Annotated in this window: 23 protein-coding genes; 17 read left to right on the top strand and 6 right to left on the bottom strand. The window is 67.7% G+C overall.

Annotated elements, in window-relative coordinates:
* Positions 1 to 47 precede the first annotated feature (47 nt).
* Genes prpF through P7F68_RS02695 form a run of 3 tightly spaced genes read right to left on the bottom strand, consistent with a single transcriptional unit; the run spans position 48 to position 3,367 of the window.
* Positions 48 to 1,244 (bottom strand): 2-methylaconitate cis-trans isomerase PrpF, encoded by a 1,197-nt coding sequence (gene prpF / locus P7F68_RS02705; protein WP_277830467.1) that lies wholly within the window; start codon positions 1,242 to 1,244, stop codon positions 48 to 50.
* Between the two features lie 41 nt (positions 1,245 to 1,285).
* A complete protein-coding gene (locus P7F68_RS02700; RefSeq protein WP_277830464.1) occupies positions 1,286 to 2,503 on the bottom strand; it encodes an MFS transporter in 1,218 nt (405 codons plus the stop codon).
* A 30-nt stretch (positions 2,504 to 2,533) separates the two neighbouring features.
* Positions 2,534 to 3,367, bottom strand: a complete 834-nt coding sequence (locus P7F68_RS02695; protein WP_002936428.1) for a class I SAM-dependent methyltransferase — start codon at positions 3,365 to 3,367, stop codon at positions 2,534 to 2,536.
* A gap of 442 nt (positions 3,368 to 3,809) precedes the next feature.
* Here P7F68_RS02695 and P7F68_RS02690 point away from each other — a divergent pair, with 442 nt between their 5' ends.
* Entirely contained in the window at positions 3,810 to 4,487 is a 678-nt protein-coding gene (locus P7F68_RS02690; protein WP_232431483.1) for a hypothetical protein, read from the top strand.
* 16 nt (positions 4,488 to 4,503) lie between these two features.
* Positions 4,504 to 5,391, top strand: a complete 888-nt coding sequence (locus P7F68_RS02685; RefSeq protein ID WP_277830458.1) for a toll/interleukin-1 receptor domain-containing protein — start codon at positions 4,504 to 4,506, stop codon at positions 5,389 to 5,391.
* 129 nt (positions 5,392 to 5,520) lie between these two features.
* Here P7F68_RS02685 and P7F68_RS02680 read toward each other — a convergent pair whose 3' ends face one another.
* The gene (locus tag P7F68_RS02680) at positions 5,521 to 6,012 is read right to left on the bottom strand and encodes an RrF2 family transcriptional regulator (RefSeq protein ID WP_277830456.1); all 492 of its coding nucleotides are present in this window, start codon (positions 6,010 to 6,012) and stop codon (positions 5,521 to 5,523) included.
* Between the two features lie 130 nt (positions 6,013 to 6,142).
* Here P7F68_RS02680 and P7F68_RS02675 point away from each other — a divergent pair, with 130 nt between their 5' ends.
* Both P7F68_RS02675 and fdxA read left to right on the top strand, forming a co-directional pair.
* Entirely contained in the window at positions 6,143 to 6,505 is a 363-nt protein-coding gene (locus tag P7F68_RS02675; protein WP_277830454.1) for a hemerythrin domain-containing protein, read from the top strand.
* Positions 6,502 to 6,861, top strand: a complete 360-nt coding sequence (fdxA, locus tag P7F68_RS02670; protein WP_277830452.1) for a ferredoxin FdxA — start codon at positions 6,502 to 6,504, stop codon at positions 6,859 to 6,861. The genes P7F68_RS02675 and fdxA overlap by 4 nt, the downstream gene beginning before the upstream one ends.
* Here the strand turns inward: fdxA and P7F68_RS02665 are convergent.
* Together P7F68_RS02665 and P7F68_RS02660 are read right to left on the bottom strand one after the other, a co-directional pair.
* The gene (locus P7F68_RS02665) at positions 6,858 to 7,958 is read right to left on the bottom strand and encodes a methyl-accepting chemotaxis protein (RefSeq protein WP_277830450.1); all 1,101 of its coding nucleotides are present in this window, start codon (positions 7,956 to 7,958) and stop codon (positions 6,858 to 6,860) included. The genes fdxA and P7F68_RS02665 overlap by 4 nt on opposite strands.
* 127 nt (positions 7,959 to 8,085) lie before the next feature.
* Positions 8,086 to 9,165 carry an AraC family transcriptional regulator gene (locus tag P7F68_RS02660; protein WP_002936441.1) on the bottom strand — a complete coding sequence of 360 codons (1,080 nt, stop codon included), beginning with the start codon at positions 9,163 to 9,165 and terminating at the stop codon, positions 8,086 to 8,088.
* A 222-nt stretch (positions 9,166 to 9,387) separates the two neighbouring features.
* Here P7F68_RS02660 and P7F68_RS02655 point away from each other — a divergent pair, with 222 nt between their 5' ends.
* The 13 genes from P7F68_RS02655 to P7F68_RS02595 all read left to right on the top strand — a co-directional run bounded on the left by P7F68_RS02655 (position 9,388) and on the right by P7F68_RS02595 (position 25,066).
* Positions 9,388 to 10,221 carry an ABC transporter ATP-binding protein gene (locus P7F68_RS02655; protein WP_002925932.1) on the top strand — a complete coding sequence of 278 codons (834 nt, stop codon included), beginning with the start codon at positions 9,388 to 9,390 and terminating at the stop codon, positions 10,219 to 10,221.
* A gap of 1 nt (position 10,222) precedes the next feature.
* Positions 10,223 to 11,107, top strand: coding sequence for a branched-chain amino acid ABC transporter permease (locus tag P7F68_RS02650; protein ID WP_277830446.1), 885 nt, complete (start codon positions 10,223 to 10,225; stop codon positions 11,105 to 11,107).
* Positions 11,107 to 12,147, top strand: a complete 1,041-nt coding sequence (locus P7F68_RS02645) for a branched-chain amino acid ABC transporter permease (protein ID WP_002925934.1) — start codon at positions 11,107 to 11,109, stop codon at positions 12,145 to 12,147. The genes P7F68_RS02650 and P7F68_RS02645 overlap by 1 nt, the downstream gene beginning before the upstream one ends.
* A 49-nt stretch (positions 12,148 to 12,196) precedes the next feature.
* Positions 12,197 to 13,366 (top strand): ABC transporter substrate-binding protein, encoded by a 1,170-nt coding sequence (locus tag P7F68_RS02640; RefSeq protein ID WP_277830443.1) that lies wholly within the window; start codon positions 12,197 to 12,199, stop codon positions 13,364 to 13,366.
* A gap of 3 nt (positions 13,367 to 13,369) precedes the next feature.
* Positions 13,370 to 14,182, top strand: a complete 813-nt coding sequence (locus P7F68_RS02635) for an ABC transporter ATP-binding protein (protein ID WP_002925937.1) — start codon at positions 13,370 to 13,372, stop codon at positions 14,180 to 14,182.
* 14 nt (positions 14,183 to 14,196) lie between these two features.
* Positions 14,197 to 16,026, top strand: coding sequence for an AMP-dependent synthetase/ligase (locus tag P7F68_RS02630; protein WP_277830439.1), 1,830 nt, complete (start codon positions 14,197 to 14,199; stop codon positions 16,024 to 16,026).
* A complete protein-coding gene (locus P7F68_RS02625) occupies positions 16,019 to 16,861 on the top strand; it encodes an enoyl-CoA hydratase/isomerase family protein (protein WP_277830437.1) in 843 nt (280 codons plus the stop codon). Before P7F68_RS02630 ends, P7F68_RS02625 begins: the two co-directional genes overlap by 8 nt.
* 556 nt (positions 16,862 to 17,417) lie before the next feature.
* On the top strand, positions 17,418 to 18,554 hold the full coding sequence (locus tag P7F68_RS02620; RefSeq protein WP_004249175.1) for an acyl-CoA dehydrogenase family protein: 1,137 nt from the start codon (positions 17,418 to 17,420) through the stop codon (positions 18,552 to 18,554).
* A 16-nt stretch (positions 18,555 to 18,570) separates the two neighbouring features.
* Positions 18,571 to 19,761 carry a thiolase family protein gene (locus tag P7F68_RS02615; RefSeq protein ID WP_277830433.1) on the top strand — a complete coding sequence of 397 codons (1,191 nt, stop codon included), beginning with the start codon at positions 18,571 to 18,573 and terminating at the stop codon, positions 19,759 to 19,761.
* A gap of 19 nt (positions 19,762 to 19,780) precedes the next feature.
* Positions 19,781 to 20,548, top strand: coding sequence for a 3-hydroxyacyl-CoA dehydrogenase (locus tag P7F68_RS02610; RefSeq protein WP_002925942.1), 768 nt, complete (start codon positions 19,781 to 19,783; stop codon positions 20,546 to 20,548).
* A 61-nt stretch (positions 20,549 to 20,609) separates the two neighbouring features.
* The gene (locus P7F68_RS02605; protein WP_277830431.1) at positions 20,610 to 22,181 is read left to right on the top strand and encodes an acyl-CoA synthetase; all 1,572 of its coding nucleotides are present in this window, start codon (positions 20,610 to 20,612) and stop codon (positions 22,179 to 22,181) included.
* 111 nt (positions 22,182 to 22,292) lie between these two features.
* Positions 22,293 to 23,894 (top strand): ABC transporter substrate-binding protein, encoded by a 1,602-nt coding sequence (locus P7F68_RS02600; RefSeq protein ID WP_277830429.1) that lies wholly within the window; start codon positions 22,293 to 22,295, stop codon positions 23,892 to 23,894.
* Between the two features lie 188 nt (positions 23,895 to 24,082).
* A complete protein-coding gene (locus tag P7F68_RS02595) occupies positions 24,083 to 25,066 on the top strand; it encodes an ABC transporter permease (RefSeq protein ID WP_002925946.1) in 984 nt (327 codons plus the stop codon).
* The last annotated feature ends 14 nt before the right edge of the window (positions 25,067 to 25,080 follow it).

The raw sequence follows: 25,080 nt of genomic DNA, 5'->3' as shown, positions 1-25,080 counted from the left end.
TATATAGTGCTCGTTACGTTCTGCTCTACTAAATGTTGTTTGTCGCGTCAGAAAGCGTCGCCGGGCACGCGCACCGCGCCTTCCATCAGCACGCGGGCCGTGCGGCTCATGACGGCCCTGGAGACCTGCCACTCGCCATCGACCAGCCGCGCCTGGGCGCCTACGCGCAGGGTGCCTGAGGGGTGGCCGAAGCGGACCGAATCGCGCTCACCGCCACCGGCGGCGAGATTGACCAGCGTACCGGGAACGGCCGCAGCGGTGCCGATGGCCACTGCGGCGGTACCCATCATGGCGTGGTGCAGCTTGCCCATCGACAGCGCGCGTACGAGCAGGTCGACGTCCCCGGCCCGTATCGCCTTGCCGCTGGCGGCGAGGTAGTCCCTGGGTGGGGCAACAAACGCGATCTTTGGCGTGTGCTGGCGGGTGGCGGCCTCTTCAGGGGTCTTGATCAGGCCCATGCGCAGCGCGCCGGCCACCCGGATCTTCTCGAGGCGTGCGAGCGCTTCCGGATTGCCGTTGATGTCTTCGCGCAGCTCGGTGCCCCGGTAGCCGATATCCTCGGCGTTGACGAACACCGTGGGGATGCCGGCGCTGATCAGCGTCGCCTTCAGGCTGCCGACGTCGGGCACCTCGAGCTCGTCGACCAGATTGCCGGTGGGGAACATCGACCCGCCCCCGTTCTCGCCAGCGCCGTCCTCGGACGGGTCAAGGAACTCCAGCACGATCTCGGCTGCCGGGAAGGTCACGCCGTCCAGTTCGAAGTCACCGGTCTCCTGCACCTGACCGTCGGTGACCGGGACATGGGCGATGATGGTCTTGCCAATGTTGGCCTGCCAGATGCGTACCGCGCACACGCCGTTCCGCGGCACGCGTGCCGGGTCGACCAGGCCGGCGTGGAGGGCGAAGGCGCCGGCGGCGGTGGACAGGTTGCCGCAGTTGCCCGACCAGTCCACGAGCGCCTTGTCGATCGCGACCTGGCCGTAGAGGTAATCCACGTCGTGGTCGGGGCGGCTGCTCTTCGCCAGGATCACGCACTTGCTGGTGCTGGAGGTGGCGCCCCCCATGCCGTCGATGTGAGCGGCATAGGGGTCGGGGCTGCCGATGATGCGCAGGAACAGGCGGTCGCGCGCCTCGCCTGGCTCCTTACAGCGCTCGGGCAGGTCCTGCAGGCGGAAGAACACGCCCTTGCTGGTGCCGCCGCGCATGTAGGTGGCGGGGATCCTGATCTGCGCTGCTTGGGGCATATCGAACGCTCCTGTTCGGCCGTCGTAGCCGGGCCGCCGCGTCAGCCCGCAGCACCCGCCGCCGGCTGCGCGATACGGGCTTCGCGGATCGGCAGGTTGATGACCGCGGCGAGCGCGGCGAGCGCCATGTCGGCGTACCACATCCAGCGGTAGTCGCCGAACTCCACCAGGGCCAGCCCGCCCAGCCAGGCGCCGAAGAAGGCACCCACCTGGTGCGACAGCAGGGTGAGGCCGAACAGGGTGCCGAGGTAGCGCACGCCGAACAGCTTGCCCACCAGCGTGGCCGTGGGTGGCACAGTGGCCAGCCAGGTGAAGCCGAGGCCGGCGGCGAATACGTAGAACACCCAGGGCGCGGACGGCATCGCCAGGTACCACGCGATCAGCAGCACGCGCGAGCCGTACATGGCCGCCAGCACGTACTTGCTGCGGTAGCGCGATACGCAGGCGCCGGCGTAGAGGCTGCCGAAGATGTTGGCCAGGCCGATGATGGCCAGAGACCAGCTCGCTACCGCAGGCGGCAGGCCGCACAGGTCCACCTCGCCCGGCAGGTGGGTAACGAGGAAGGCGATGTGGAAGCCGCAGGTGAAGAAGCCCAGGTGCAGCAGCAGGTAGCTGCGGTCGCGCATCGCGTCTCCGATCGCACGCCCGATACCCTGGTCGTCGGCGTGCTGTTCCGCGCGCGGCGCCGCGCGGGTGAGCTTGCCGACCAGCGGCAGCGCGGCCAGGCTCATGAGCGCCATTGCCCACAGTGCGTTGATCCAGCCGAAGGTCTGGATCAGCTTTTGCAGCAGCGGTGCGAACACGAACTGGCCGAAGGAGCCGCCTGCGTTGATGACCCCGGAGGCCGAGCCGCGCGCCTCGGCCGGCAGGCGCTGGGCTGCGGCGCCGATCAGCACCGAAAAGCTCGCCGCACCCGCGCCGAGTTGCATCACCAGACCCATCGCGATGGTGAGGCCGAAGGCCGAGTCCACCATGGGAATCGCCGCCGTGCCCAAGGCAAGCAGCACGATTGCGGCGAGCAGCACCGGGCGCGGCCCATGGCGGTCGGCCACTGCCCCCGCCAGGGGCTGGATGGCGCCCCAGGTGAGCTGGCCGATGGCCATCGCCAGGCTGATGGCTGCGATCCCCAGGCCGGTGGCGCTGTTGATCGGGCTCACGAACAGGCCGAGCGACTGGCGCGTGCCCATGGTGATCATGAGGATACCGGCCGCGGCCAGCGTGGTGATCAGGACGTCGGGCGAGCGCAGGGAGCGGAACATGGCGGGTCGGGCGGAGAGGAGGGGCGGGGTTTAGGCGCCAGTGAAGAATCGTGGCGCGAGCTCTTGCAGGCCAAGCGTTTCGAGCAGCACCCGCAGCCGCTCGGCGGCCTGGCGGCGCGGTGCGCCCTTCTGGCTGGCGATGATCAGCTCGTTCTTCATCGAGTGTTCCCAGCCGACGAGTTCGGTCACGCTCACCTGGTAGCCATGCGACTCCAGCTGCAGGCAGCGCAGCACGTTGGTGACATGGCTGCCGAATTCGCGGGTGTGGATCGGGTGGCGCCACAGCTCGGCGATCGGTTGCGCCAATGCCTGTTGCTTGTTGCGGCGCAGGGCGGCGGCGACTTCGGCCTGGCAGCAGGGCACCAGCACGATGAAGCGGGCCTGGCGGGCGAGTGCGAAGTGGATGGCGTCGTCGGTCGCGGTGTTGCAGGCGTGCAGAGCGGTCACCACATCGATGTGCGCGGGCAGTCGCTCGGAGCTGATCGAGTCGGCCACGCTCAGGTGCTGGAAGCGCATGCCGGCGGAGAAGCCGAGCTTGTCGGCGAGCCGGCGCGAGCTCATCACCAGTTCCTCGCGCGTTTCGATGCCATGGATGCGGCCTGCAGGCGCCTGGTGGCGGAAGAACAGGTCGTACAGGATGAAGCCGAGGTAGGACTTGCCTGCACCGTGGTCGACGAGCTGGATGTCAGCGCGCGCAGCGAGTGCCTCGGCCAGCAGTGGCTCGATGAACTGGTAGAGGTGGTAGACCTGCTTGAGCTTGCGCCGGCTGTCCTGGTTGAGCTTGCCGTCGCGGGTCAGGATGTGGAGCTGCTTGAGCAGCTCGATCGACTGCCCGGGGCGGATTTCGGGGTGTTCTGATGTCATGGGGCAGGCGCGCGGCTCGGCATGGGCTTGGGTTCGCAAGTGTACGGCGAACCGTGCCCGGCTGCAGCAACTGCCGGCTTCGGGGGCGATGGCCTCGCGCGGGGCGGCATCCTGGCCTAGATTGAAACAGGAGCCACGAGAGGATTGATCCATGTCGACATGGCAAGCGAAGGAGCCGTTGTCCATAGTGCCCGGCAAGCGTCCGGACGGCCGACAGGCTCGCCCGGCAGTGGCACTCCTTTGGCGGGCCTGGACGCAGGTGATCTGTATGCTGTGCGCAGCCTTGCTGCTCGCCGCCTGTTCTGCCGGCGAATTGCCGCAAACCAGCGCGCCGCCTGATGAAGCACCTGCAGGGAGCGAGCCGCGGGATGAGGCGCCGGCCATCGATGAGCCGGCGCCACCGCCCCCGCCTCCGCCCGTAGCTGAGCCCGAACCGCCCAGCGTGATCGACCGCCCGGCCGTTGTCCGGCCACCGGCCGCGGCCAACGGCTCGCCGCCCACCGCCAGCCGGCCTGAGCCGACGGTCTTGCCTGCCTTCCCCTGGCCGCCGCCGCGCTACTCGGCTTTCGCCCTGCTCGAACGTGCCTGGCTTGCGCCACAGGAGCCCGCCACACTGGGTCGCGCGGCGCAGCATCTGGAGGACGCCTTCGATCTTGCGGGCTACGTCGAACGCAGCTATTACCGCGTACCAGGTGGATTCGCGCTTGCCTCGCGCGCCGAGAAGATCCACCCGGATGCCAGCCCCTTCGCACCGCCAGCGCGCTGGAGTGCGGATTCGGCAGGCGCCGGACGCAGCTTTCTGGAGCGCATAACGGCGCTGTTCAACGCGCCGCCCGGGCGCTACCGCGTCATCGTCTTCGTCGTCACCGACCAGGACTTCGCCGCCACGCCGCAGCCGCCGTCCGAAGCCGTGGCGCGTGAGTGGGTGGGCGGCGGCGGCTTGCGCCTGCCGCCATCGATCGCCGCCCAAGCCTACTCGGCCGAGCATTACGCCAGCGCGCTGATCTATGAGTTCGCGCGCCGCGACGAGCGCGAGGCTGGGCAAGTGCGGGCGCCGAGCGATGTACCCGGGCGCGTGCATCTGGAGAAGGGGGGGTTGTGGCAGGCGCTGGCGCAGTAGCAAAGGGGGCGCAGGCATGACGGTGACGCGTGGCGACGGTCGGTTCCTGCTGCGGCGGTTGGGCATCGTGTCGATGCTGACGGCGCTGGTCAGTCTGCTGGCTACGGCTGGCGGCCTGAGCCTGCTGCCCTACGCCGGTGCGGCGGGGCAGTGGGTGCTTGGCGCCGCCGGTGGGGCGGTGGCCGTGGCGGCCTTCGCCTTTGGCCGGCTGGTGATCCTGCGCCGACCCGGTGCCCGTCGGGTCGGCTTCGTCGCGGCCGGCATGGCTCTGGCGGCGGCGGTGCTGTTCGGTCTGCTTGCGCTCGCACGCCCCGAGGCCGGCGGCTACTTCGTCGCCTGTCTGGCGGTGCTGGCGGCCTACGCCGCCTTCGTCAGTCACCGCCTGGCATTCTGGCCAAGCGGCGAGATTGCCGACGAGCCGCGGGTCTCGCTTGGCATCTTCCTGTCCTATCGCCGGGACGACAGCCGCGAGAGCGTCGGGCGCATACACGACCATTTGTGCCAGGCCTTCGTGCCCGAGCGCATCTTCCTGGACGTCGAGCGTCAGTCAGCGGGTGCCGACTACCGCGAGGTGATCGGTACTGCGCTGGACCAGTCCGAGGTCGTGCTCGTCGTCATCGGCCCGGCCTGGCTGACGCTGGCCGGCGCCGATGGCCGGCCGCGCATCGACGACACCGAGGACATGGTCAGGCTGGAGGTGGAGATGGCACTTGCGCGCGGCCAGAACGTGGTGCCACTGCTGGTGCAGGGGGTGCGCATGCCGAGCGCCGCACAACTGCCTGCACCACTGGCCCCATTGGCCTACCGCAACGCTCTGCCGGTAAGACCGGATCCGGACTTTCGCGGCGACGTGCTGCGCCTGGTCGAGGCATTGAGAGCGCTGGCCACGGTGCCCGGTCGATAACGGGCGGTGTTCGATGACACGCACGGACTGGCGCCAGCGGCCTCGCTATCCGGCACCAGTCTGTGCATGTGGGGTGGCGGCGATCGCTCGCCGGCCTGGCGCGCCAGGTGGTGGCCGCCGTCGCGGTGACTACCTGTCCTGAACTGCAGGCCTGATCGTGATCATCGGCCGTCCGCTCGGCGCCGCTGAGGGGGCGAGCCCAAGCGAGGCGTGCAACTCGCCGTCCTCACCGATCAGGTCGGCAAGCGTAAGGCGGTCGAGCGTCGAGAAGAAGGCCTGCAGGGCACCGCCGAGGGCGCCCTTGAGCCGGCAGGCCGGGGCCAGCAGGCATTGCGATCCCGATCCGAAGCACTCGACCAGTTCGAAGCTGGGCTCCATCTGGCGGACCACGTCGCCGAGGCCGATCTGCGCTGGTGCACGTGCCAGCCTGAGCCCGCCGCCCTTGCCGCGCGCACCGTCGACAAAGCCCTTGGTCACCAGTTCGGTGACCACCTTCATCAGGTGGCTGCGCGAGATGTCGAAGCGCTCGGCCACTTCCTTGATGGTGACGCGCCGCTCCGGGCATGCCCCGAGGTACATGAGAAGGCGAAGCGCGTAGTCGGTGTGCTGGGTGATGTTCATCGCGAGGAAGCACCAGGGGGGGGCTGCGGGATGCAGCGGGCGCATGGTAGCAGCAATAGATTCATTTCTGTTGACTCTTTAAAAGATGCATTTAATATGTGTCTTAAAGGGATCGCCAGAAGGACTCTCCATGAAACGCCACCCCCATCTCGTCCAGTTGTCGCGCGAACACCATGCCGCGCTGCGGCTTGGCAGGCATCTGCTCGCCGGCGGCGCGGCAGCCGAACTGCGCGCGGAGCATGCCGCGCTCCTCGCCCACTTCGCCGAGGAGGAGGACGAACTGGCGCCGATGCTGGAGCGCCACGGGCACGGCGCGCTCGCCACGCGCCTGCGCGCAGAACATGTGCACCTGCGGTCCCTGTTCAAGGCCGCGGTGAACGGCGGGGCCGAGGCCGAGGCCGAGGCCGGACAGGCACTGATCGACCATGTCCGTTTCGAGGAGCGCGAGCTGTTCCCGGTCATCGAAACCTTGCTCGAGGAGACGCCGCCATGACCCACGTCGTCACCGAGGCCTGCATTCGCTGCAAGTACACCGACTGCGTGAGCATGTGTCCGGTCGACGCCTTCCGTGCGGGGCCCAATTTTGTGGTGATCGATCCCCAGGAATGCATCGACTGCACCTTGTGCGTCGCTGAATGCCCGGTCGATGCGATCGTGCCCGAGGACCAGCTGAGCGCTGACCAGCGCGAGTACCTCGCGCTCAATGCCGTGCTGGCGAAGGCCTGGCCGCGCATCGTGGAGGCGCACTCGCCGCTGCCCGATGCCGACGATTGGGCGAAGGTGGCCGACAAGCGCGCCTGGCTCGACACCGCAGGCGCGCCCGAGCCCCTTTGCGCCGCGTGCCGCTAGCGGCCCACGGCCTTGTCCAGCATCCGCTCGAGGCCGCGCATCACGGTGAGGTTGGCCTTCTCCATCGCCTGCAGCTCGACCAGCGCCGCTTCGAGCTTGCCCTGTGCGTGCAGCTCCACGGCGCGGCGCGCGTGCACATGCACTGCGCGATGCGGGTCCTCGAGTTCGGCGTAGCCGGCCAGTCCGGCAAAGCGCTCGCGGCCTTCGCCGTCGTAGTACCACCGTCCGAGCCGGCAATGCTTCTCGTCCGGCAAGGCCTCGGGGCGCAGGGACGACACGCCGAGGAAGACCTTGTAGACCTCGAGCTTCAGCGTCAGCTCGTCGATGTTGGCCAGTTCCACGTTGGCGAGCAGCGCGGACGAGGTGACTGCCTGCTCCATGCGGCGCGACAGTTCGAGCAGATGCTTCATGCTGTGCACGGCCTGCTTGCTGTCGTCCGAATGCCGGCCGGCGTCGGTGGCGCCGAGTTCCATGACCTCGCGCGCGGCGCGCGTCTCGTCCTGGATGTTCTCCACGAGGGTGGCGATCTCGGTGGTCGCACCGGCGGTGCGCTCGGCCAGTTTGCGCACCTCGTCAGCCACCACCGCGAATCCCCGTCCCGCCTCGCCCGCGCGCGCGGCCTCGATCGCGGCATTGAGGGCGAGCAGATTGGTCTGGTCGGCGATCTCCTTGATCAGGCGCACGATGCCGCCAATCTCCTCGGCACGGCGGCTGAGGACGCCGACGTTCCTCGACGCCTCGCCCATGCGCTCGAACATGGTATGGAGGTTGTCGGCGATGCGTTCGAAGGCGCTGCGGCTGCTGTCGGACTGCGCAGCCGCCTCCAGCGCCGATGTCTTCTCGTCGTTGAGGGTGGTGGCGAGGCCGAGAAAGGATTCGCGCACGCCGCCGAGCGAGTCGCCGAAGCTACCCAGGCTGGAGAATACGCCGTCGAGCACGGCGCGCTCTCGACGCAGAGCCTCGGCCTGCGCACGCAGCCCGGTCTGCTCCGACTCGAGCGTGTGGATGCGTTCCTGCAAGGCCTCATTGGCCTGCTTGAGAAGCCGGCTCTCGGCTTCGCTGGCGCGTAGCCGTTCTTTCTGTCGGTTGAAAAACATGGCCGTCTCTTTCCGGGGAGAATTAAAAGAAGAGTATCAAATGAATCTTTTGAGCGGTCAAGGCATGTCGGCACGCCCGCGCCGGCCGTACTTGGCAAGCCCGAAGACGACGCCGATGTCAGTTTGACTAGCGCGACGCCCCGCCCGTGGGGCTCGGCCCGGACTTTCGTGCCGACGTGCTGCGATTGGTCGAGGCAAGCCTCCGGTAGCTGCCGGGCGGCGTTCCGGTCCATTGCTTGAAGGCCCGATTGAAGGCTGCCGGGTCATCGAAGCCGAGCTCGGCGCCGATGCTCGCGATGGCTTGATCCGTGCGTGAGATGCGGGCGATCGCCACGTCGCGGCGCAGGGCGTCCTTCACGGCCTGGAAGTGCGTGCCCTCGGCGTCGAGCCGGCGTGCCAGCGTGCGTGGCGAGACGTGCAGGGCGCGCGCGACGTCCTCCACACTCTGGGGCTGGCCGAGGCTGGCCTCCAGCAGGTCGCGTACGCGGTGGGTGAACAGGCGTTCGCTGACCGAGACGTGGATCCAGTCCATTGGCGCCTTGCGCAGGAAACCCGATAGCGAGGCCTTGTCCTGGCGGATCGGCGCGTCCATGAAGGCCGGTTCGATGAAGAGCGCGGTCCGCGCCTGGTCGAAGCGCGCCGGGCCGGCATACATGTTGATGTACTCGCCTGCATGCGCCGGGGCGGGGTAGTCGAGGTCCACACGCGCGAACAGCAGCTTGCGCTCGATCATCCAGGACGCGATGCCCTGCACCAGCATCAGCATCAACTCGAGGATCAGGATGCGGTGGTGACCGAGGTCGGTGCGCTCCACCAGCGCGATGCGGGTCAGTCCGTCCTCTTCCCCCATCTCGAAGTGCAGGTCGTCCAGCACCAGGCGAAAGAACCAGCAGAAGCGGTGTAGCGCAACACGCAGGTTCGCGGCGTCGAGCATGCCGAGGCACAGGAACTTGAGCGTGCCGGCGCGCAGCGGCCTGGAGAACATGCCCGGTGTCTCGTCGTCGAGCTCGATTGCCAGCGTGCGATAGAACAACGCGAACTGCTCGACGGTCACGCGCGCCGACTCCTGGTCCAGCAGCGGCGGGGCGATGCCTGCGCGGGCGATGCAGTCGAGCGCGCGCGTGTGGTGTGCACCGAGCCGGTCGAGAAGCTGGCTGACCATGCGGATCGAGACCGTGACGGAGGGGGCACTCAGGCGTTCGCTCATGGCAAAGGTGTGTCGCGGGGTTGGCAGGAAATGTCAATCAATAGGCCGGTTCTGTCATCCACAACCTGGCCCGTACTGCCTAGTATGGACTGCAAATCGAGGCAGTAAAAAAATTAATGCCCCGCCAATGCTGAGCTGCGCCGTGTGTGGCGCTGCCAGCGGGCAGATCAAGCACAGCACGCACAGGACGTCTCTGCCGAGGCGCCTGGCAGGAGGAGACAAGTGCATCCAGGCAAGGCCAATCCGATCCTCGAGGTCGAGGGGCTCACATTGTCGTTCGGCGGCATCAAGGCGCTGACCGACGTGGGCTTCGAAGTTGCTCCAGGGTCCATCACCACCGTCATCGGTCCGAACGGCGCAGGCAAGACCTCGCTGTTCAACACGATCTCCGGTTTCTACAAGCCCGCTACGGGACGCATCCGCTTCCAGGGCGAGGACATCACCGCCACCCGGCCGCCCGAGCGCGCCAAGCTGGGCCTGGCGCGCAGCTTCCAGAACATCGCGCTGTTCCGCGGCATGACCGTGCTCGACAACATCAAGCTCGGCCGCCACGCCCACCTGCGCACCAATGTGCTCGATGCGCTGTTCTACTTCGGCCGCGCCCGGCATGAGGAGATGAAGCTGCGCCAGGAGGTCGAGGAACGCATCATCGACTTCCTCGAGATCGACCACATCCGCCACATGCCGGTATCGGTGCTGTCCTACGGTCTGCAGAAGCGGGTCGAGATGGCGCGCGCGCTGGCGATGCGGCCCAAGGTGCTGATGCTCGATGAACCGGTCGCGGGCATGAACCGCGAAGAGACCGAGGACATGGCGCGCTTCATCCTCGACGTGCGCGAGGAGTGGGGCGTGACGGTGCTGATGGTGGAGCACGACATGGGCATGGTCATGGACCTGTCCGACCACGTGGTGGTGCTCAACTTCGGCCAGGTCATCGCCGACGGTACGCCGGCCGAGGTGCAGGCCAATCCGGAAGTGATCAAGGCCTACCTGGGCTCGGGTGACGTCTCGGAATTGCGCCAGCGCCTTCATCAACCTCTTGCAGTGGGGGCCTGAGATGGACTTCGACTGGCTTTTCCTGGCCGAGATCGTGTTTGCCGGCCTTGGCGCCGGTGGCCTGTACGCGCTGACCGGTCTCGCTTTCGTGATGATCTACAAGGCCACGCGGGTGGTGAACCTGGCCATCGGTGAGATGCTGATGATCGGCGCCTACCTGTGCTTCGGCCTCGCCACGGCGATGAACCTGCCAATGTGGCTGGCGATCCTGGTCGCGGTGATCGGTAGTGGCATGGCCGGCGCATTGCTCGAACGCGTAGCGATCCGGCCGATGCTCGGCGAGTCGCCGATCTCGGTGTTCATGGTCACCGTGGGGCTGGCTTCCATCCTGGTCGGCGTGGTCGAGCTGATCTGGACCTCCGAGCCGCGCCGCCTGCCCGAATTCATGCCCAGCGCGCCGGTGATGATCGGCGAGGCCTTCGTGCCGCCCAAGGTGTTCTATGGCTTCCTCGTCGCAGCCGCGCTGATTGCGGTTGCTCTGGCGGTGTTCCGCTTCTGGCGCGGCGGCGTGGCGCTGCGGGCGACGGCCTCGGACCAGCAGGCTGCCTATTCGATGGGCATCAACGTACCCAGGGTCTTCTCGCTGTCCTGGACGGTGGCGGCGATGATCGCGGCCATTGCCGGTGTCATCGTCGGCGCGGTGGGCGGCATCTCCTCGACGATGGGCGTGTTCGGCCTGTCGGTGCTGGTAGTGGTGATCGTCGGCGGCCTGGACAGCGTGCTCGGCGCGCTGGTCGCGGGGCTCCTCATCGGCGTCGTCGAGTCGCTCGCCGGTGGTTTCCTCGGCGGCGAATACAAGCTGCTCGCCACCTTCATGATCCTGATCGTCGTGCTGCTGGTCCGTCCCTACGGCCTGTTCGGCACCCACGAAATCGAGAGGTTGTAATGCGCATCGGAACCGCACGCTCCAGCTATCGTCACGACGAGTCGCTGTTCGACAGCCGCACCCAGCACGCCTGGCTGGCCGTCCTCGCCGTCGCGCTGCTCGGCTTCCCCTTCTTCGCCGACGAATACTGGCTGTACCTCGCCTGCCTGGTCGCGATCAACATCGCCAGCACCACCGGGCTCAACATCCTCACCGGCTACACCGGGCTGGTGAGCCTGGGGCAGGCTGCCTTCATGGGCATCGGCGCCTACACGGTGGCGGCGCTGGAGCAGAAGCTCGGCACGCCGGTGCTGCTCAACCTGCTCGCCGGCGGCTTCGTCGCCATGCTCGGCGGGTTGGTGGTGGGCCTGCCCTCGCTGCGGGTGAAGGGCCTGTACCTGGCGATCGCCACCATCGCCGCCTCGGTGGTGCTGCACTTCGTGTTCGCCAACTGGCACTCGGTTACCGGCGGCCACGCCGGCATCACGGTGGCGCCGGCGGAGATCCTTGGCGTCAGCTTCGACACTTCGTTCCGCCTGTACTGGCTGTTCGTGCCGATCACCGCCCTGATGGTGCTGGGCGCGGCCAACCTGTTCCGCACCCGTATCGGCCGCGCCTTCATCGCGATCCGCGACCGCGACATCTCGGCCGAGGTGCTGGGCATCCCGCTGCTGCGCTACAAACTGCTGTCCTTCGGCCTGTCGTCCTTTTATGCCGGGGTGGCGGGCGGCATGTGGGCCTACTTCTTCCGCGTGGTCACGCCGGAGAGCTTCCCGCTGATCATGTCGATCTTCTTCCTCGCCGCCGTCATCGTCGGCGGCATGGGCACCATCCTCGGCGCCATCCTCGGTGCGGTCTTCATGACCATGGTGCCCGAGGCGCTCAAGCTCATCGTTGGCTGGCTGCCGCTTTCGGCCGACGCCACGCTGATCCTGTCGCCGGTGCGCACCATCGTGTTCGGTGCGCTGATCGTCGGCTTCCTGGTGTTCGAGCCGCTCGGCCTGCAGGAGATCTGGCGCCGCATCCGTCGCTTCTTCCACCTCTGGCCGTTCCGCGCCTGAGTTTTCCTCGCCTCACCGCATCACCACATACAAAGAGAAGGAGACAAGCATGAGAAGAACCGTACTCAAGAGCCTGCTGGCCACTGCCGTGCTGGCTGCCACCGCCGGCCTGCCGGCTGCGCAGGCGGCCGACAAGGAGATCGTCATCGGCGGCTCGATCCCGATGAGCGGTGTGTTCGCCTTCGCCGGCATCGGCATCCATGCCGGCATCCAGGACTACGTCAAGATGACCAACGATGCGGGTGGCATCGAGGGCCACATGCTGCGCTATGTGCCCGAGGACAGCGCCTACAAGGTCGACCAGTCGGTGGCCGCGTTCAAGAAGATCACCAGCCAGAACAAGGTGAACTTCTACTACGGCGATTCCACCGCCTTCAGCAAGACCATCAACCCCGAACTCGACCGCGCCGGCAGCATGATCATGTCGGGGGCATCCTTCGCCACCGAGCTCAACGACCCGCAGAGATTCCCCTATCAGTTCATCGCCGGCCCGGACTACACCCAGCAGTTCGGCATCCTGCTGCGCTACATCGCCCAGCAGAAGCCGGGCGCCAAAGTGGCTTTCGTGTACTCCGACACCGAGTTCGGCCGCGATCCGATCGAGAGCAGCCGCGGCGTGGCCAAGGAACTGGGGCTCAACGTCGCCATCGAGATCATGACCCCGCCGGGCGCGGTCGACGTGTCGACCGAAATGGCCAAGCTGCGTCGCGCGCGCGCCGATTACACCATCTTCCATGGCTACATCCTGGGGCCGATCCCCGAGTTCATCAGCCAGTCGCGCCAGCTGGGTCTGCAGACCCAGTTCATGGGCACCTTCTGGACCATGGACAACAGCACCGTGATGCAGATGGGCGAAGCCGCCGAGGGCTTCATGGGCGTTATGCCGTACAACTACTACTACGACGACTCCGCACCGGCGCCGATGCTGGAGAAGATCCGCTCGATGCGCACGGAGTACCAGAACGTGCCCTACATCCAGGGCTTCCTGTCGGCCATGCTGTATGCCGAGTCCGCTCGCCGCACGCTGGCCGCCGGTCAGGAGATGAGCGCGGCCAACCTCAAGGCGGCGTTGAACTCGATCGAGAACTTCGACACCGGCGGCCTGATCGGCGTGCCGATCTCCATCCGCGGCAACACCATTCCGGTCGGGCGCATCTACCGTGCCGACGTTCAGGCCAAGCGCATGGTGCCGGCCTCCGACTGGATCGTGCTGGAGTAAGCGATGAGTGCGGCCGAATCCGTCCTCGAGGTGAACAACATCGAGGTGATCTACAACAAGGCGGTCCAGGTGCTGCGCGGCCTGTCGCTGTCGGTGCCGCGCGGGCAGATCGTCGCGCTGCTCGGCTCCAACGGCGCGGGCAAGAGCACTACGCTCAAGACCGTGTCCGGCCTGCTGGGGCTGGAGAACGGTGAGCTGACGCGTGGCGAGATCCGCTTCGAAGGCAAGCCGCTGGCGGCTTCGAAGCCGCACGAACTGGTGCGCGCGGGGCTCTTCCACGTCATGGAAGGGCGCCGCGTGTTCGAGGACCTGACCGTGGAGGAGAACCTCGTCTCCGCCACCTATGCGCTCACCGGGCGCAGCGGCGCGAAGGCCGACTACGAGCTGGTCTACGAGTACTTTCCGCGCCTGTACGAGCGCCGCAACGGCCTGGCCGGCTACCTGTCGGGCGGCGAGCAGCAGATGCTGGCGATCGGCCGCGCGCTGATCGCGCGGCCCAGGCTGATCCTGCTCGACGAGCCCTCGCTGGGCCTGGCGCCGCTGCTGGTCGAGAACATCTTCCAGATCATCGCCCGCATCAATGCCGAGCAGAAGGTGTCGATGCTGCTGGTCGAGCAGAACGCCTCGGTGGCGCTGGCGGTGGCGCACTACGGCTACATCATGGAGAACGGCAAGGTCGTCACCGACGGCCCGGCCGAGCGCCTGGCCGCCGACCAGGATGTGCGCGAGTTCTATCTCGGCATGGGCGGGCACGGCGAGATGAAGAGTTTCCGCGACATCAAGCACTACAAGCGCCGCAAGCGCTGGTTGTCGTGATCGGGAGGATGGCCATGAACAACACCCTACCCATGCTGACCCTGGCGCAGATGCTGCGCGAGCAGGCTCGGCAACATCCGGCGCGCATCGCCATCCGCCAGAAGGATTTCGGCATCTGGCAGGGCATCACCTGGGACGACTACTACCGCCGTTCGAGTCACGTCGGCCTGGGGCTGCGTGCGCTTGGCCTGTCCGCCGGCGGCCACGTCGGCGTCATCGCCGAGAACCGCATCGAATGGGTGCTGACGCAGATGGGCTGCGGCCTGGTCGGCGGCATCGCGGTCGGCGTCTATCCGACCAGCCCGTCGCCCGAGGTGGCCTACGTGCTCAACCACGCCGACGTCGAGGTGGTGGTGTGCGAGGACCAGGAGCAGACCGACAAGGTCGTCGAGGCGCTCGACCAGCTGCCTCACCTGCGCGCCATCGTGGTGATGGAGACCAAGGGCCTGCGCAGTGCCGACGAGCGCGTGCGCGACCGCATCCTGTCGTTCGCCGACCTGGAAACGCTCGGCGTCGAGTACGAGGCCACCCACCGCCACCTGGTCGAGCAGACGCTGGCGGCGCAGCGGCTCGATGACATCGCGCTGATGATCTACACCTCGGGTTCCACCGGCAAGCCCAAGGGCGCGATGATCAGCTACGCCAACATCCGCGGCGTGGCGCCCGGCATCGCCGACCGCCTGGGGCTGTCGGCGGATACCAGCCACCTGTCCTACCTGCCGCTGTGCCACGTCGCCGAGCAGATGCTCACCACCTTCTGCCCGATCTACCTCGGCTCCACGGTCGCCTTCGGCGAGTCGATCCGCACCGTGCAGGAAGACCTGCGCGAGATCGCGCCGACGATGTTCCTGGGCGTGCCGCGCATCTGGGAGAAGCTGCACTCGGCGATCAGCATCAAGATGCAGGAGAGTGGTGCGCTGCAGCGCTGGCTGTTCGCCCGTGCAATGGCCGCCTGCGAGCCCTTCGCGCACAAGGCGGCGACTCAGCGCACGGCGGGCGAGCGAATCACCTACGCCTTCTGGTACTGGATCATCCTGCGCGCACTGCAGAACTTCATCGGCCTGCGCCGGGCGAAAGTGGCGCTGACCGGTGCGGCGCCGATCCCGCCCGCGGTGGTGCAGTTCTTCCGTACGCTGGGCGTGCCGCTGGTGGAGGTCTACGGCCTGACCGAATCGACGGGCATGATCACCGGCCAGCCGCTGGATGCTGCCCGCTTCGGCTCGGTCGGTACGCCGATCCTCGGTGTCGAGCACCGGATCGGCGAGCGCGGTGAACTGCTGATCCGGGGCGAGATGGTGTTCGCCGGCTACTACAAGAACCCGGAGGCGACCGCCGACAGCATTCGCGACGGCTGGCTGCACACCGGTGACGTGGTCGAGGCGCGCGACGGCCAGCTCTACATCGTCGATCGCCTCAAGGACATCATGATCACCGCCGGCGGCAAGAACCTGACGCCGTCCGAGATCGAGAAGACGATGAAGGCCAGCCCCTACATCAAGGAGTGCATCGTCGTCGCCGACGGGCGCAAGTTCGTCTCCGCGTTGATCCAGATCGACTACGAGACGGTGGCGAAGTGGGCCGAGGGTCGCCAGATCCTCTTCACCCACTTCCGCTCGCTGGTCGAGCACCCGGAGGTACGCGCGCTGATCGACGCCGAGATCGCGCGCGGCAATGCCCAGCTTGCGCAGGTTTCGCACATCCGCCGTTTCCACCTGCTGACCAAGGAGCTGGACCACGACGACGGCGAGGTGACGGCGACGATGAAGGTGCGCCGTTCCAGCATCTACAAGACCTACGCCGACGTGATCGAGGCCATGTACCGGGGCGAGGCCGCCCATGCCTGAACACGATCAAGCCGCCAGCGTTCGCCTGGAGCGCGAGGATGGCATTGCCTGCATCAGCCTGGACCGCCCGGCCGCGCGCAACAGTCTGGACCTGCCCATGGGGCTCGAGCTGCGCGATGCGGTCAGGTCGCTGGCGGCCGAGCCACCGCGGGTGGTCGTGCTGCGCAGCAGTGGCGCGCACTTCATGGTCGGCGGCGACGTGCGCCGCTTCGACAGCCTGCTCGGCCAGTCGCAGGCGGCTTGCACCGAAGAGATCGGTCTGCTCATCGATGCGGTGCACGAGGCCGTCACCGGCCTGACTCGACTGCCCTGCCCGGTGCTAGGGCTGGTATGCGGCTCCGCCGCGGGCTTCGGCATGTCGCTGGCGATGGCCTGCGACCTGCTGGTCGCGGCCGACGATGCGCGCTTCGTGCTTGCCTACGGCGCCATCGGCACCACGCCCGACGGCGGTGCGAGCTGGCACCTGCCGCGCCGCGTCGGTCTGCAGCGTGCCCTGGCGATCGCGCTGCTCAACCCGCAGATCGACGCCGCGCAGGCCAAGGACATCGGCCTGGTGGCCGAGGTGGTACCAGCGGCGCAGCTCGCTGAGGCTGGACGGGCGCTGGCGTGCCGGCTGGCCGACGGGCCGGCGGCGGCCCAGGCCGGCGTCAAGCGCCTGTTGCGCGAAGGCCTGGCCACCGACCTGGCGAGCGCGCTTGCCGCCGAGAAGGCGAGCTTTCTCGCCATGTCGGCGACGGCGGACTTCGCCGAGGGCGTACGTGCCTTCTGTGAGCGGCGGCCGGCACGTTTCGGCCAGCCGCGAGGGGTTGAAGGCGACGGGGCTTGGGTGGGATGACAAAAGGCTCGCGGCTTGCGCCGCTCCTACGGCATCGCAAGGGGTCCATCACCCCCTGTAGGAGCGGCTCCAGCCGCGAGGGGTTGAAGGCGACGGGGCTTGGGTGGGATGACAAAAGGCTCGCGGCTTGCGCCGCTCCTACGGCACCGCAAGGGGTCCATCACCCCCTGTAGGAGCGGCGCCAGCCGCGAGGGGTTGAAGGCGATGGGGCTTGGGTGGGATGACAAAAGGCTCGCGGCTTGCGCCGCTCCTACGGCATCGCAAGGCGTTCATCACCCCCTGTAGGAGCGGCGCCAGCCGCGAGGGGTTGAAGGCGATGGGGCTTGGGTGGGATGACAAAAGGCTCGCGGCTTGCGCCGCTCCTGCGGCACCGCAAGGCGTTCATCACCCCCTGTAGGAGCGGCGCCAGCCGCGAGGGGTTGAAGGCGACGGGGCTTGGGTGGGCTGACAAAAGGCTCGCGGCTTGCGCCGCTCCTACGGTACCGCGCTGCGCCCGGGCAGGCCGGACATTGGATTACGCCGTCGCTATCGGACGACGGTTTTGCAAGGAGACATCATGGACTTCCAGTTGAACGCGGAGCAGCGCGAGATTCGCGATCTGGCGCGCCGCTTTGCCGAGCGCGAGATCGCCCCGCGCGCCGCCGAGGCCGACCTCGGCAAGACTTTCCCCTTCGAGGTGCACCAGCGTGCGCAGGAGCTCGGCCTGCTGGGCATCAACCTGCCCGAAGCGGTCGGCGGCGGCGGCCTCGGCTGCCTCGAGCTGGTACTGGTCACCGAAGCCTTCTGCCGTGGCTGCCTGGGCATCGGCACCGCGCTGTGCGTGAATGCACTGGCCACCGAGCCGATCGTGATCGCCGGCAGCGACATGCAGCGCGAGCGCTATCTGGGCGCGGCCGCCAAGGGCGCGCTGGCGAGCTTCGCCATGACCGAGCCGGGCGCCGGCTCCGACGTTGCCGGCATCCGCACCCGTGCCGAGCGCGTGGCCGGCGGCTACCGCCTGAGCGGCAGCAAGATCTGGATCTCCAACGCCAATCTCGCCGAATTCCTCGTCGTCTTCGCCAAGACCGCGCCGGATGCCGGCCACCGCGGCATGACCGCCTTCATCGTGCCGCGTGGCAGCCAGGGCATGGCCATCGGCGAACCCCTGGGCAAGCTCGGCCAGCGCTGCGCGCCCACCTGCGAGGTCTTTCTCGACCAGGTGTTCGTGCCTGATGACCATCGCCTGGGCGAGGAGGGCAGTGGTTTCGCGCTGGCGATGACGGTGTTCGACCACTCGCGGCCGATGGTTGCGGCCTTTGGCGTTGGCCTCATCGAACGCTGCCTCGACGAATCGCTCGCCTACGCCACCCAGCGCAACAGCATGGGCAAGCGCCTGGTCGACCACCAGGCGGTGGCGCACAAGCTGGCCGAGATGCGCATGAAGCTCGAGGCCGCACGCTTGCTCACCTACCAGTCGGCCTGGCTGCTCGACCAGGGCAGGCCGAACACCATCGAGGCCTCGATCGCCAAGGCCTTCGCTGCCGATGCGGCGATGTGGGCGGCGACCGAGGCCGTGCAGATTTTCGGCGGCATGGGCTACTCGACCGAATACCCGGTGGAAAAGCTCTTCCGCGACGCCAAGGTGCTGCAGATCTACGAAGGCACCAGCGAGATCCAGCGCAACATCATTGCCCGCGAACTGCAGCGGGCCTGAACCTGAGGACCCAGCAATGACCCAATCCAATCCGAACGAAGCGCTCATCCTGGGTGCCGTCCGCACCCCCTTCGGCCGCCGCGGCGGTGCGCTGCGCGAGACCCGCCCGGACGAACTTCTTGCCACCGCCATCGGCGGTGTGCTGGCGCGCACCGGACTTCCGGCCGAAAAGGTTGGCGACGTGCTGGCGGGCTGCGTCAGCCAGGCCGGCGAGCAGGGCGCCAACATCGCCCGCCAGGCGCTGTTGATCGCCGGGCTGCCGGCCGAGGTGCCGGGCGTGTCGATGAACCGCATGTGCGGCTCCAGCCAGTTCGCCACCCATGCCGCTTCGCAGGCGGTGGCCGCGGGCGACCTCGCGTTCGCCATCGGCTGCGGTGTCGAGAGCATGAGCCGCGTGCCGATGTTCCTCGACCTGACCCTGGGGCAGGGCGACTTCCGCGGCTTCGACAATCTGCATCCGAAGATCCTCGCGCGCTTCGCCATCCCGCACCAGGTCGAGAGCGCCGAGCGCATCGCCGACCAGTGGCAGATATCGCGCGCCGAGATGGACGACTACGCAATTGAAAGCCACCGCCGCGCCGAGGCCGCGCGTGCGGCCGGCGTACACGCCGAGATCCTGCCGGTGGCGGGTGTGGACAAGGAGGGCGGCGCGATCACGCTGGCGCACGACGAAGGCATCCGCGCGGTGATCGACGTCGAGCGCATGCGCGCGATGCAGCCCGTGTTCCGCCAGCCGGGCGAGGGCGGCGTGACCGCGGCCAACGCCAGCCAGATGTCCGACGGCGCCGCTGCGGTGCTGGTCGGCCGGCGCGAGGCGGCCGAGGCGCTGGGCATCCGGCCGCGCGCGCGCTTCCGCGCCCGCGTCGCGGTCGGCTCCGACCCGGTGATGCAGCTCACCGGGGTGGTCCCGGCGGCGCGCCGCGCGCTGGAGATGGCCGGGCTGTCGATCCACGACATGGACTGGATCGAGGTCAACGAGGCCTTCGCCAGCGTGGCGCTGTGCTTCGTGCGCGAGTTCGCGCCCGACATGGACCGCTTCAACCCCTGGGGCGGCGCCATCGCCCACGGCCACCCGCTGGGCGGAACGGGCGCCGGCCTGATGGCCAAGATGCTCGCCGGCCTCGAACAGCGCGACGGCCGCTTCGGGCTGCAGGTCATGTGCATCGGCCACGGCATGGCCACCGCCACCATCATCGAACGCATCTGAGACACAAGGAGCACACGCAATGAAGATCGCAGACTCGGTATTCCTGATTACCGGCGGCGCCTCGGGCCTGGGTGCGGCCACCGCGCGCATGGTGGTCGAAGGTGGCGGCAAGGTGGTGCTTGCCGACCTCAACGACGAGGCGGGCAGGGCGCTGGCGGCCGAACTCGGCGCGGCGGCCTGCTTCGTGCGTACCGACGTCACCGACGAGGCGTCGACGCAGGCCGCGGTCGATGCCGCGGTGAAGGGCTTCGGCGGCCTGCACGGTCTGGTGTGCTGCGCTGGCGTGGCACCGGGCGAGAAGGTGGTGGGCAAGGAAGGCCCGCACCGCCTGGACAGCTTCGTGCGCGGGGTGACGATCAACCTCGTCGGCACCTTCAACCCGATCCGCCTTGCCGCCGACGCCATGAGCAAGGCCGCGCCGAACGCGGAGGGCGAGCGCGGCGTGATCGTCACCACCGCCTCGGTCGCCGCCTTCGACGGCCAGATCGGCCAGGCGACCTATTCGGCCTCCAAGGCCGGCGTGGTCGGCATGACCTTGCCGATCGCGCGCGAGCTGGCACGCTACGGCATCCGCGTCATGAGCATCGCCCCCGGCATCTTCGAGACGCCGATGCTGCGCGGCCTGCCGCAGCAGGTGCAGGATTCGCTCGGCCAGATGGTGCCTTTCCCCTCGCGCCTGGGCCGCTCCAGCGAGTATGCGCAGCTGGTGAAGTCGATCTGCGAGAACCCGATGCTCAACGGCGAGGTCATCCGCCTGGACGGCGCGATCCGCATGGCGGCCAAGTAAGCCCGCTTGCCCGCGTACGATGGGGGTGCCTGCGGGCACCCCGCAAGCACTGAATGAGGACATGAGCATGACCGCAGCACACCACACAGCCATTCCCGCCGATGTCCGCCGTGCCGGGCGCAATCTGATCGGCGACGCCTTCGCGCGCTCGGTACGCCGTAACCCCGAGCGCGAGGCGCTGCGCTTCGAGGGCCGCAGCTGGCGCTACGCCCAGCTCGAGCGCGCTGCCAACCGTGTCGCCAACCGCCTGCTGGCGCTGGGCCTCAAGGCTGGCGACCGCGTCGCCGCCTATGGCCGCAACTCGGACGCCTACGTGCTGCTGTGGCTGGGCTGCGCCAAGGCCGGCCTGATCCACGTGCCGATCAACTACGCCCTGCTCGATGCCGAACTGCACTACATCGTCGCGCAGTCCGGCGCGCGCGCGCTGTTCTGTGATGCCGACATGGCGACCCACGTCGAGGCGCTGGGCTCCACGCTGTCCTGCGAGTGGCGCGGCACGCTGCAGGGCGGGCAGGACCGCGACATCCTCTCCTGGGTCCAGGCTGGCGGCGACGACATTGCGCCGGAACTCGAGCTCGACGAGGAGAGCATCGTCCAGCTGCTCTACACCTCCGGCACCACCGCCGCGCCCAAGGGCGCGATGATGAGCCACCGTGCCCTGCTGGCCGAGTACACCAGCACGCTGCTGGCGACCGACATCCGCGGCGAGGACTGCTCGCTGGCCGCGCTGCCGCTGTATCACTCGGCGCAGATGCACGTATTCCTGATGCCGCAGCTGCTGGTGGGCGCCACCACGCTGCTGATCCAGGCACCGCAGCCCGAGCGCTGCTTCGAGCTCATCGCGCAGGAAGGCGTCACCTCCTTCTTCGCGCCGCCGACGGTGTGGATCGCCTTCCTGCGCCACCCGGCCTTCGATCCGGCACACCTGGCCTCGCTGCAGAAGGGCTATTACGGCGCCTCGATCATGCCAGTGCCGGTCGTGCACGAACTGGCAGCCAAGCTGCCGGCGCTCAAGCTCTACAACTGCTACGGCCAGAGCGAGATCGCGCCGCTGGCCACGGTGCTGCGCCCCGAGGAGCATGCCGAGCGCCCGGCCTCTGCCGGACGGCCGATCTTCAACGTCGAGACGCGCATCGTCGACACCGACCTGAACGATGTGCCGGCCGGCGAGATGGGTGAGATCGTGCACCGCTCGCCGCAGCTCATGAGCGGCTACTGGGGCAAGCCGGACGAGACCGCGGCTAGCTTCAAGGACGGCTGGTTCCGTTCCGGCGATGTCGGCTACATGGACGAGGCGGGCTATCTCTACATCACCGACCGCATCAAGGACATCATCAAGACCGGTGGCGTGGTGGTGGCGAGCCGCGAGGTCGAGGAGTGCCTCTACACCCATCCGGCCGTGGCCGAGGTGGCGGTGATCGGTCTGCCCGATGAGCGCTGGATCGAGGCAGTGACGGCGGTGGTGGCGCTGAAGCAGGGTGCGCGGGCGACCGCGGATGAGCTGGTTGCCCACGTCCATGCCCGTCTGGCAGCGTTCAAGGTGCCCAAGCGCGTGTTCTTCGTCGATGACATGCCGCGCAACGCATCGGGCAAGCTGCTCAAGCGCGAACTGCGCGTGCGCTACGCTGGCTAGCCGCCTAGCGGTAAACCCGTGGCGGTGGTCACCGCGCTTTGCTGCGCGGGCAGTCGGTGCAACAATCGGACGGTAATTGCATCCATGTACGCCCACCTGGAGATGACGTCGATGAAGCTACCCCGCCTTGCCGCCACGCTGCCCCTTGCCCTCGGTGCCTGCGCAGTCCTCGCCACCTTCTCCACGCCGGTCGCGGCCCAGACCGTGCGCTGGGCGGCGGCGGGCGACGCCCTGACCATGGATCCGCATTCGCAGAACGAGGGCCCGACCCATGTCATGAACCACCAGGTCTATGACTCTCTGGTGTTCCGCGACCAGGACATGAAGCTCGCGCCCCGCCTGGCCACTTCCTGGCGCATCACCGATGACCCCAGCGTGTGGGAGTTCAAGCTGCGCGAGGGGGTGAAGTACCACAACGGCAACCCCTTTACTGCCGACGACGTGGTGTTCTCGATCATGCGCGCCAAGCACGAGAACTCGGACATGAAGGGGCTGCTGACCAGTGTGGTCGAGGTGATCAAGGTCGACGACCACACGGTGCGCATGCGCACGGACGGCCCCAACCCGCTGCTGCCCAACAACCTCACCAACCTCTTCATCATGGACAGTGAGTGGGCCGAGGAGAACAAGGTCACGCTGCCGCAGAACTACAAGGCCGGCGACGAGACCTTCGCGGTACGCAACGCCAATGGCACCGGCCCCTTCCGGCTGGCCAAGCGCGAGCCCGACGTGCGCACCGAACTCGAGCGCAATGAGGACTACTGGGGCAAGGAGACCTTCCCGATGGAGGTCAGCAAGGTGGTGTTCACCCCGGTGCGCTCGGCAGCCACGCGCGTCGCTGCGCTGTTGTCGGGCGAGGTCGACTTCCTGCTCGACCCGCCGGTTCAGGACCTCGAGCGCCTGTCCGCCGCCAAGGGCCTGGTGGTGCGCTCAGGGCCCGAAAACCGCACGATCTTCCTCGGCATGCAGCAGGCCTTGCCCGAGCTGCGCAGCTCGGATGTGAAGGGCAAGAACCCGTTCGCTGACAAGCGCGTGCGCGAGGCGATGAACATCGCCATCAACCGCGAGGCGGTCAAGCGCGTGGTGATGCGCGGCCAGTCGGTGCCCGCGGGTATCGTCGCGCCGCCCTTCATCGACGGCTACGACAAGGCGATGGACGTGGTGCCGGCAACCGACGTCACGCGCGCCAAGGCGCTGCTTGCCGAGGCGGGCTACCCCAATGGCTTCTCGGTGACGCTCGCCTGCCCGAACGATCGCTACGTCAATGACGAGGCAATCTGCCAGGCGGTGACCGGCATGTTCGGCCAGATCGGCGTGCGCGCCCGCCTCAGCGCCCAGCCCAAGAGCATCCACTTCGCCGAACTGCCCAAGGGCGAGTACGACCTCTACATGCTTGGCTGGGGCGTGCCGACGATGGACTCGCACTACGTCTTCCACTACCTGTTCGAGACCAAGACCGACAAGGGCGGCTCGTGGAACTTCACCGGCTACAGCAGCCCGCGTGTCGACGAGCTGATCGGCGCGATGACGCGGGAGGTCGATCCCGGCACGCGCGCGGGCATGGTCGCCGAGGTGTGGAAGACGGTGCAGGACGACGTCGTCTATCTGCCGATCCACCACCAGATGCTGAACTGGGCGATGAAGGACAATATCGACTTCCCGGTGCAGTCCGAGAACTATCCCTACTTCAAGCTGCTTAAGTTCAAGAAGTGAGGAGCGTGAGGTGCCGTCGCCTTCAACGTCTCGCGGCTGTCGCCGCTCCTGCGGGGTACGCCGAGCGGGCCTCGCTGTAGGAGCGGCGCAAGCCGCGAGCCTTTCATCGGGCCAGCCCAGGCCGCGAGGTTTGTGTTCCTTGCGGCGGCGTCTGGCCCGGCCATGATCTCCCATCGTTCGCGCTCCTGATGCTCGCTTTCATCCTGCGTCGCCTGCTGCAGTCCGTCCTCGTCATGCTCGCCGTGGCGCTGGTGTCCTTCGGGCTGTTCCGCTACATCGGCGACCCCATCAACAACATGGTCGGCCAGGAGGCGACGATGGCCGAGCGCGACGCCCTGCGCGATTCGCTCGGCCTCAACGACCCGGTGCCGGTACAGTTCCTGCGCTTCGTGGCCAATGCGGCGCGCGGCGAGTTCGGCGTGTCCTACCGCATGGCGCGGCCGGTGGCCGACGTGATCGCCGAGCGCCTGCCCGCCACGCTGGAGCTGGCGCTGATCTCGGGCGTCGGCGCGCTGGTGATCGGTATCGCGCTCGGCGTGTATACCGCGCTGCGCCGTGACGGCTGGCTGAGCAATGCGATCATGGGCCTGTCCCTGGTCGGGGTGTCGCTGCCGACCTTCCTCATCGGCATCCTGCTGATCTACGTGTTCGCGGTGGAGCTCAAGGTCCTGCCGGCCTTCGGTCGCGGCGAGGTGGTCGACCTCGGTTGGTGGACCACCGGGCTGCTGACCACCTCCGGCCTCAAGTCGCTGATCATGCCGGCGATCACGCTCGGTCTGTACCAGCTCACGCTGATCATGCGCCTGGTGCGTGCAGAGATGCTCGAGGTGCTGCGTACCGACTACATCAAGTTCGCGCGCGCACGCGGCCTGTCGAACCGCGCGGTGCATTTCGGCCATGCGCTCAAGAACACGCTGCTGCCGGTGATCACCATCACCGGCTTGCAGATCGGCTCGATCATCGCGTTCGCGATCATCACCGAGACCGTGTTCCAGTGGCCCGGCGTGGGCCTGCTCTTCATCACCGCCGTGCAGTTCGTCGACATCCCGGTGATGGCCGCCTATCTGGTGCTGATCGCGCTGATTTTCGTCGTCATCAATCTCATCGTCGATCTGCTGTATTTCGTCGTCGATCCGCGCCTGCGCGTGCAGCGCAGTGGCCGTGGGCATTGAGCCGGCGCCAAGGA

Source organism: Thauera mechernichensis, from assembly GCF_029588855.1.
In the GTDB taxonomy this organism is placed as follows: Bacteria; Pseudomonadota; Gammaproteobacteria; order Burkholderiales; family Rhodocyclaceae; genus Thauera; species Thauera mechernichensis.
The sequence above is the reverse complement of the archived record's forward strand: the minus strand, read 5'-3'. Positions and strand labels throughout refer to the sequence as shown.

Excerpts from the sequence above, each read along its gene's own strand:
- P7F68_RS02610 (WP_002925942.1), top strand. The coding sequence starts at position 19,781 with ATGAAGATCGCAGACTCGGTATTCCTGATTACCGGCGGCGCCTCGGGC.
- P7F68_RS02615 (WP_277830433.1), top strand. The coding sequence starts at position 18,571 with ATGACCCAATCCAATCCGAACGAAGCGCTCATCCTGGGTGCCGTCCGC.
- P7F68_RS02685 (WP_277830458.1), top strand. The coding sequence starts at position 4,504 with ATGACGGTGACGCGTGGCGACGGTCGGTTCCTGCTGCGGCGGTTGGGC.
- prpF (WP_277830467.1), bottom strand. The coding sequence starts at position 1,244 with ATGCCCCAAGCAGCGCAGATCAGGATCCCCGCCACCTACATGCGCGGC.
- P7F68_RS02660 (WP_002936441.1), bottom strand. The coding sequence starts at position 9,165 with ATGAGCGAACGCCTGAGTGCCCCCTCCGTCACGGTCTCGATCCGCATG.
- P7F68_RS02700 (WP_277830464.1), bottom strand. The coding sequence starts at position 2,503 with ATGTTCCGCTCCCTGCGCTCGCCCGACGTCCTGATCACCACGCTGGCC.
- P7F68_RS02680 (WP_277830456.1), bottom strand. The coding sequence starts at position 6,012 with ATGAACATCACCCAGCACACCGACTACGCGCTTCGCCTTCTCATGTAC.
- P7F68_RS02640 (WP_277830443.1), top strand. The coding sequence starts at position 12,197 with ATGAGAAGAACCGTACTCAAGAGCCTGCTGGCCACTGCCGTGCTGGCT.
- P7F68_RS02620 (WP_004249175.1), top strand. The coding sequence starts at position 17,418 with ATGGACTTCCAGTTGAACGCGGAGCAGCGCGAGATTCGCGATCTGGCG.
- P7F68_RS02625 (WP_277830437.1), top strand. The coding sequence starts at position 16,019 with ATGCCTGAACACGATCAAGCCGCCAGCGTTCGCCTGGAGCGCGAGGAT.
- P7F68_RS02600 (WP_277830429.1), top strand. The coding sequence starts at position 22,293 with ATGAAGCTACCCCGCCTTGCCGCCACGCTGCCCCTTGCCCTCGGTGCC.
- P7F68_RS02635 (WP_002925937.1), top strand. The coding sequence starts at position 13,370 with ATGAGTGCGGCCGAATCCGTCCTCGAGGTGAACAACATCGAGGTGATC.
- P7F68_RS02675 (WP_277830454.1), top strand. The coding sequence starts at position 6,143 with ATGAAACGCCACCCCCATCTCGTCCAGTTGTCGCGCGAACACCATGCC.
- fdxA (WP_277830452.1), top strand. The coding sequence starts at position 6,502 with ATGACCCACGTCGTCACCGAGGCCTGCATTCGCTGCAAGTACACCGAC.
- P7F68_RS02665 (WP_277830450.1), bottom strand. The coding sequence starts at position 7,958 with ATGTTTTTCAACCGACAGAAAGAACGGCTACGCGCCAGCGAAGCCGAG.
- P7F68_RS02695 (WP_002936428.1), bottom strand. The coding sequence starts at position 3,367 with ATGACATCAGAACACCCCGAAATCCGCCCCGGGCAGTCGATCGAGCTG.
- P7F68_RS02630 (WP_277830439.1), top strand. The coding sequence starts at position 14,197 with ATGAACAACACCCTACCCATGCTGACCCTGGCGCAGATGCTGCGCGAG.
- P7F68_RS02650 (WP_277830446.1), top strand. The coding sequence starts at position 10,223 with ATGGACTTCGACTGGCTTTTCCTGGCCGAGATCGTGTTTGCCGGCCTT.
- P7F68_RS02595 (WP_002925946.1), top strand. The coding sequence starts at position 24,083 with ATGCTCGCTTTCATCCTGCGTCGCCTGCTGCAGTCCGTCCTCGTCATG.
- P7F68_RS02605 (WP_277830431.1), top strand. The coding sequence starts at position 20,610 with ATGAGCATGACCGCAGCACACCACACAGCCATTCCCGCCGATGTCCGC.
- P7F68_RS02645 (WP_002925934.1), top strand. The coding sequence starts at position 11,107 with ATGCGCATCGGAACCGCACGCTCCAGCTATCGTCACGACGAGTCGCTG.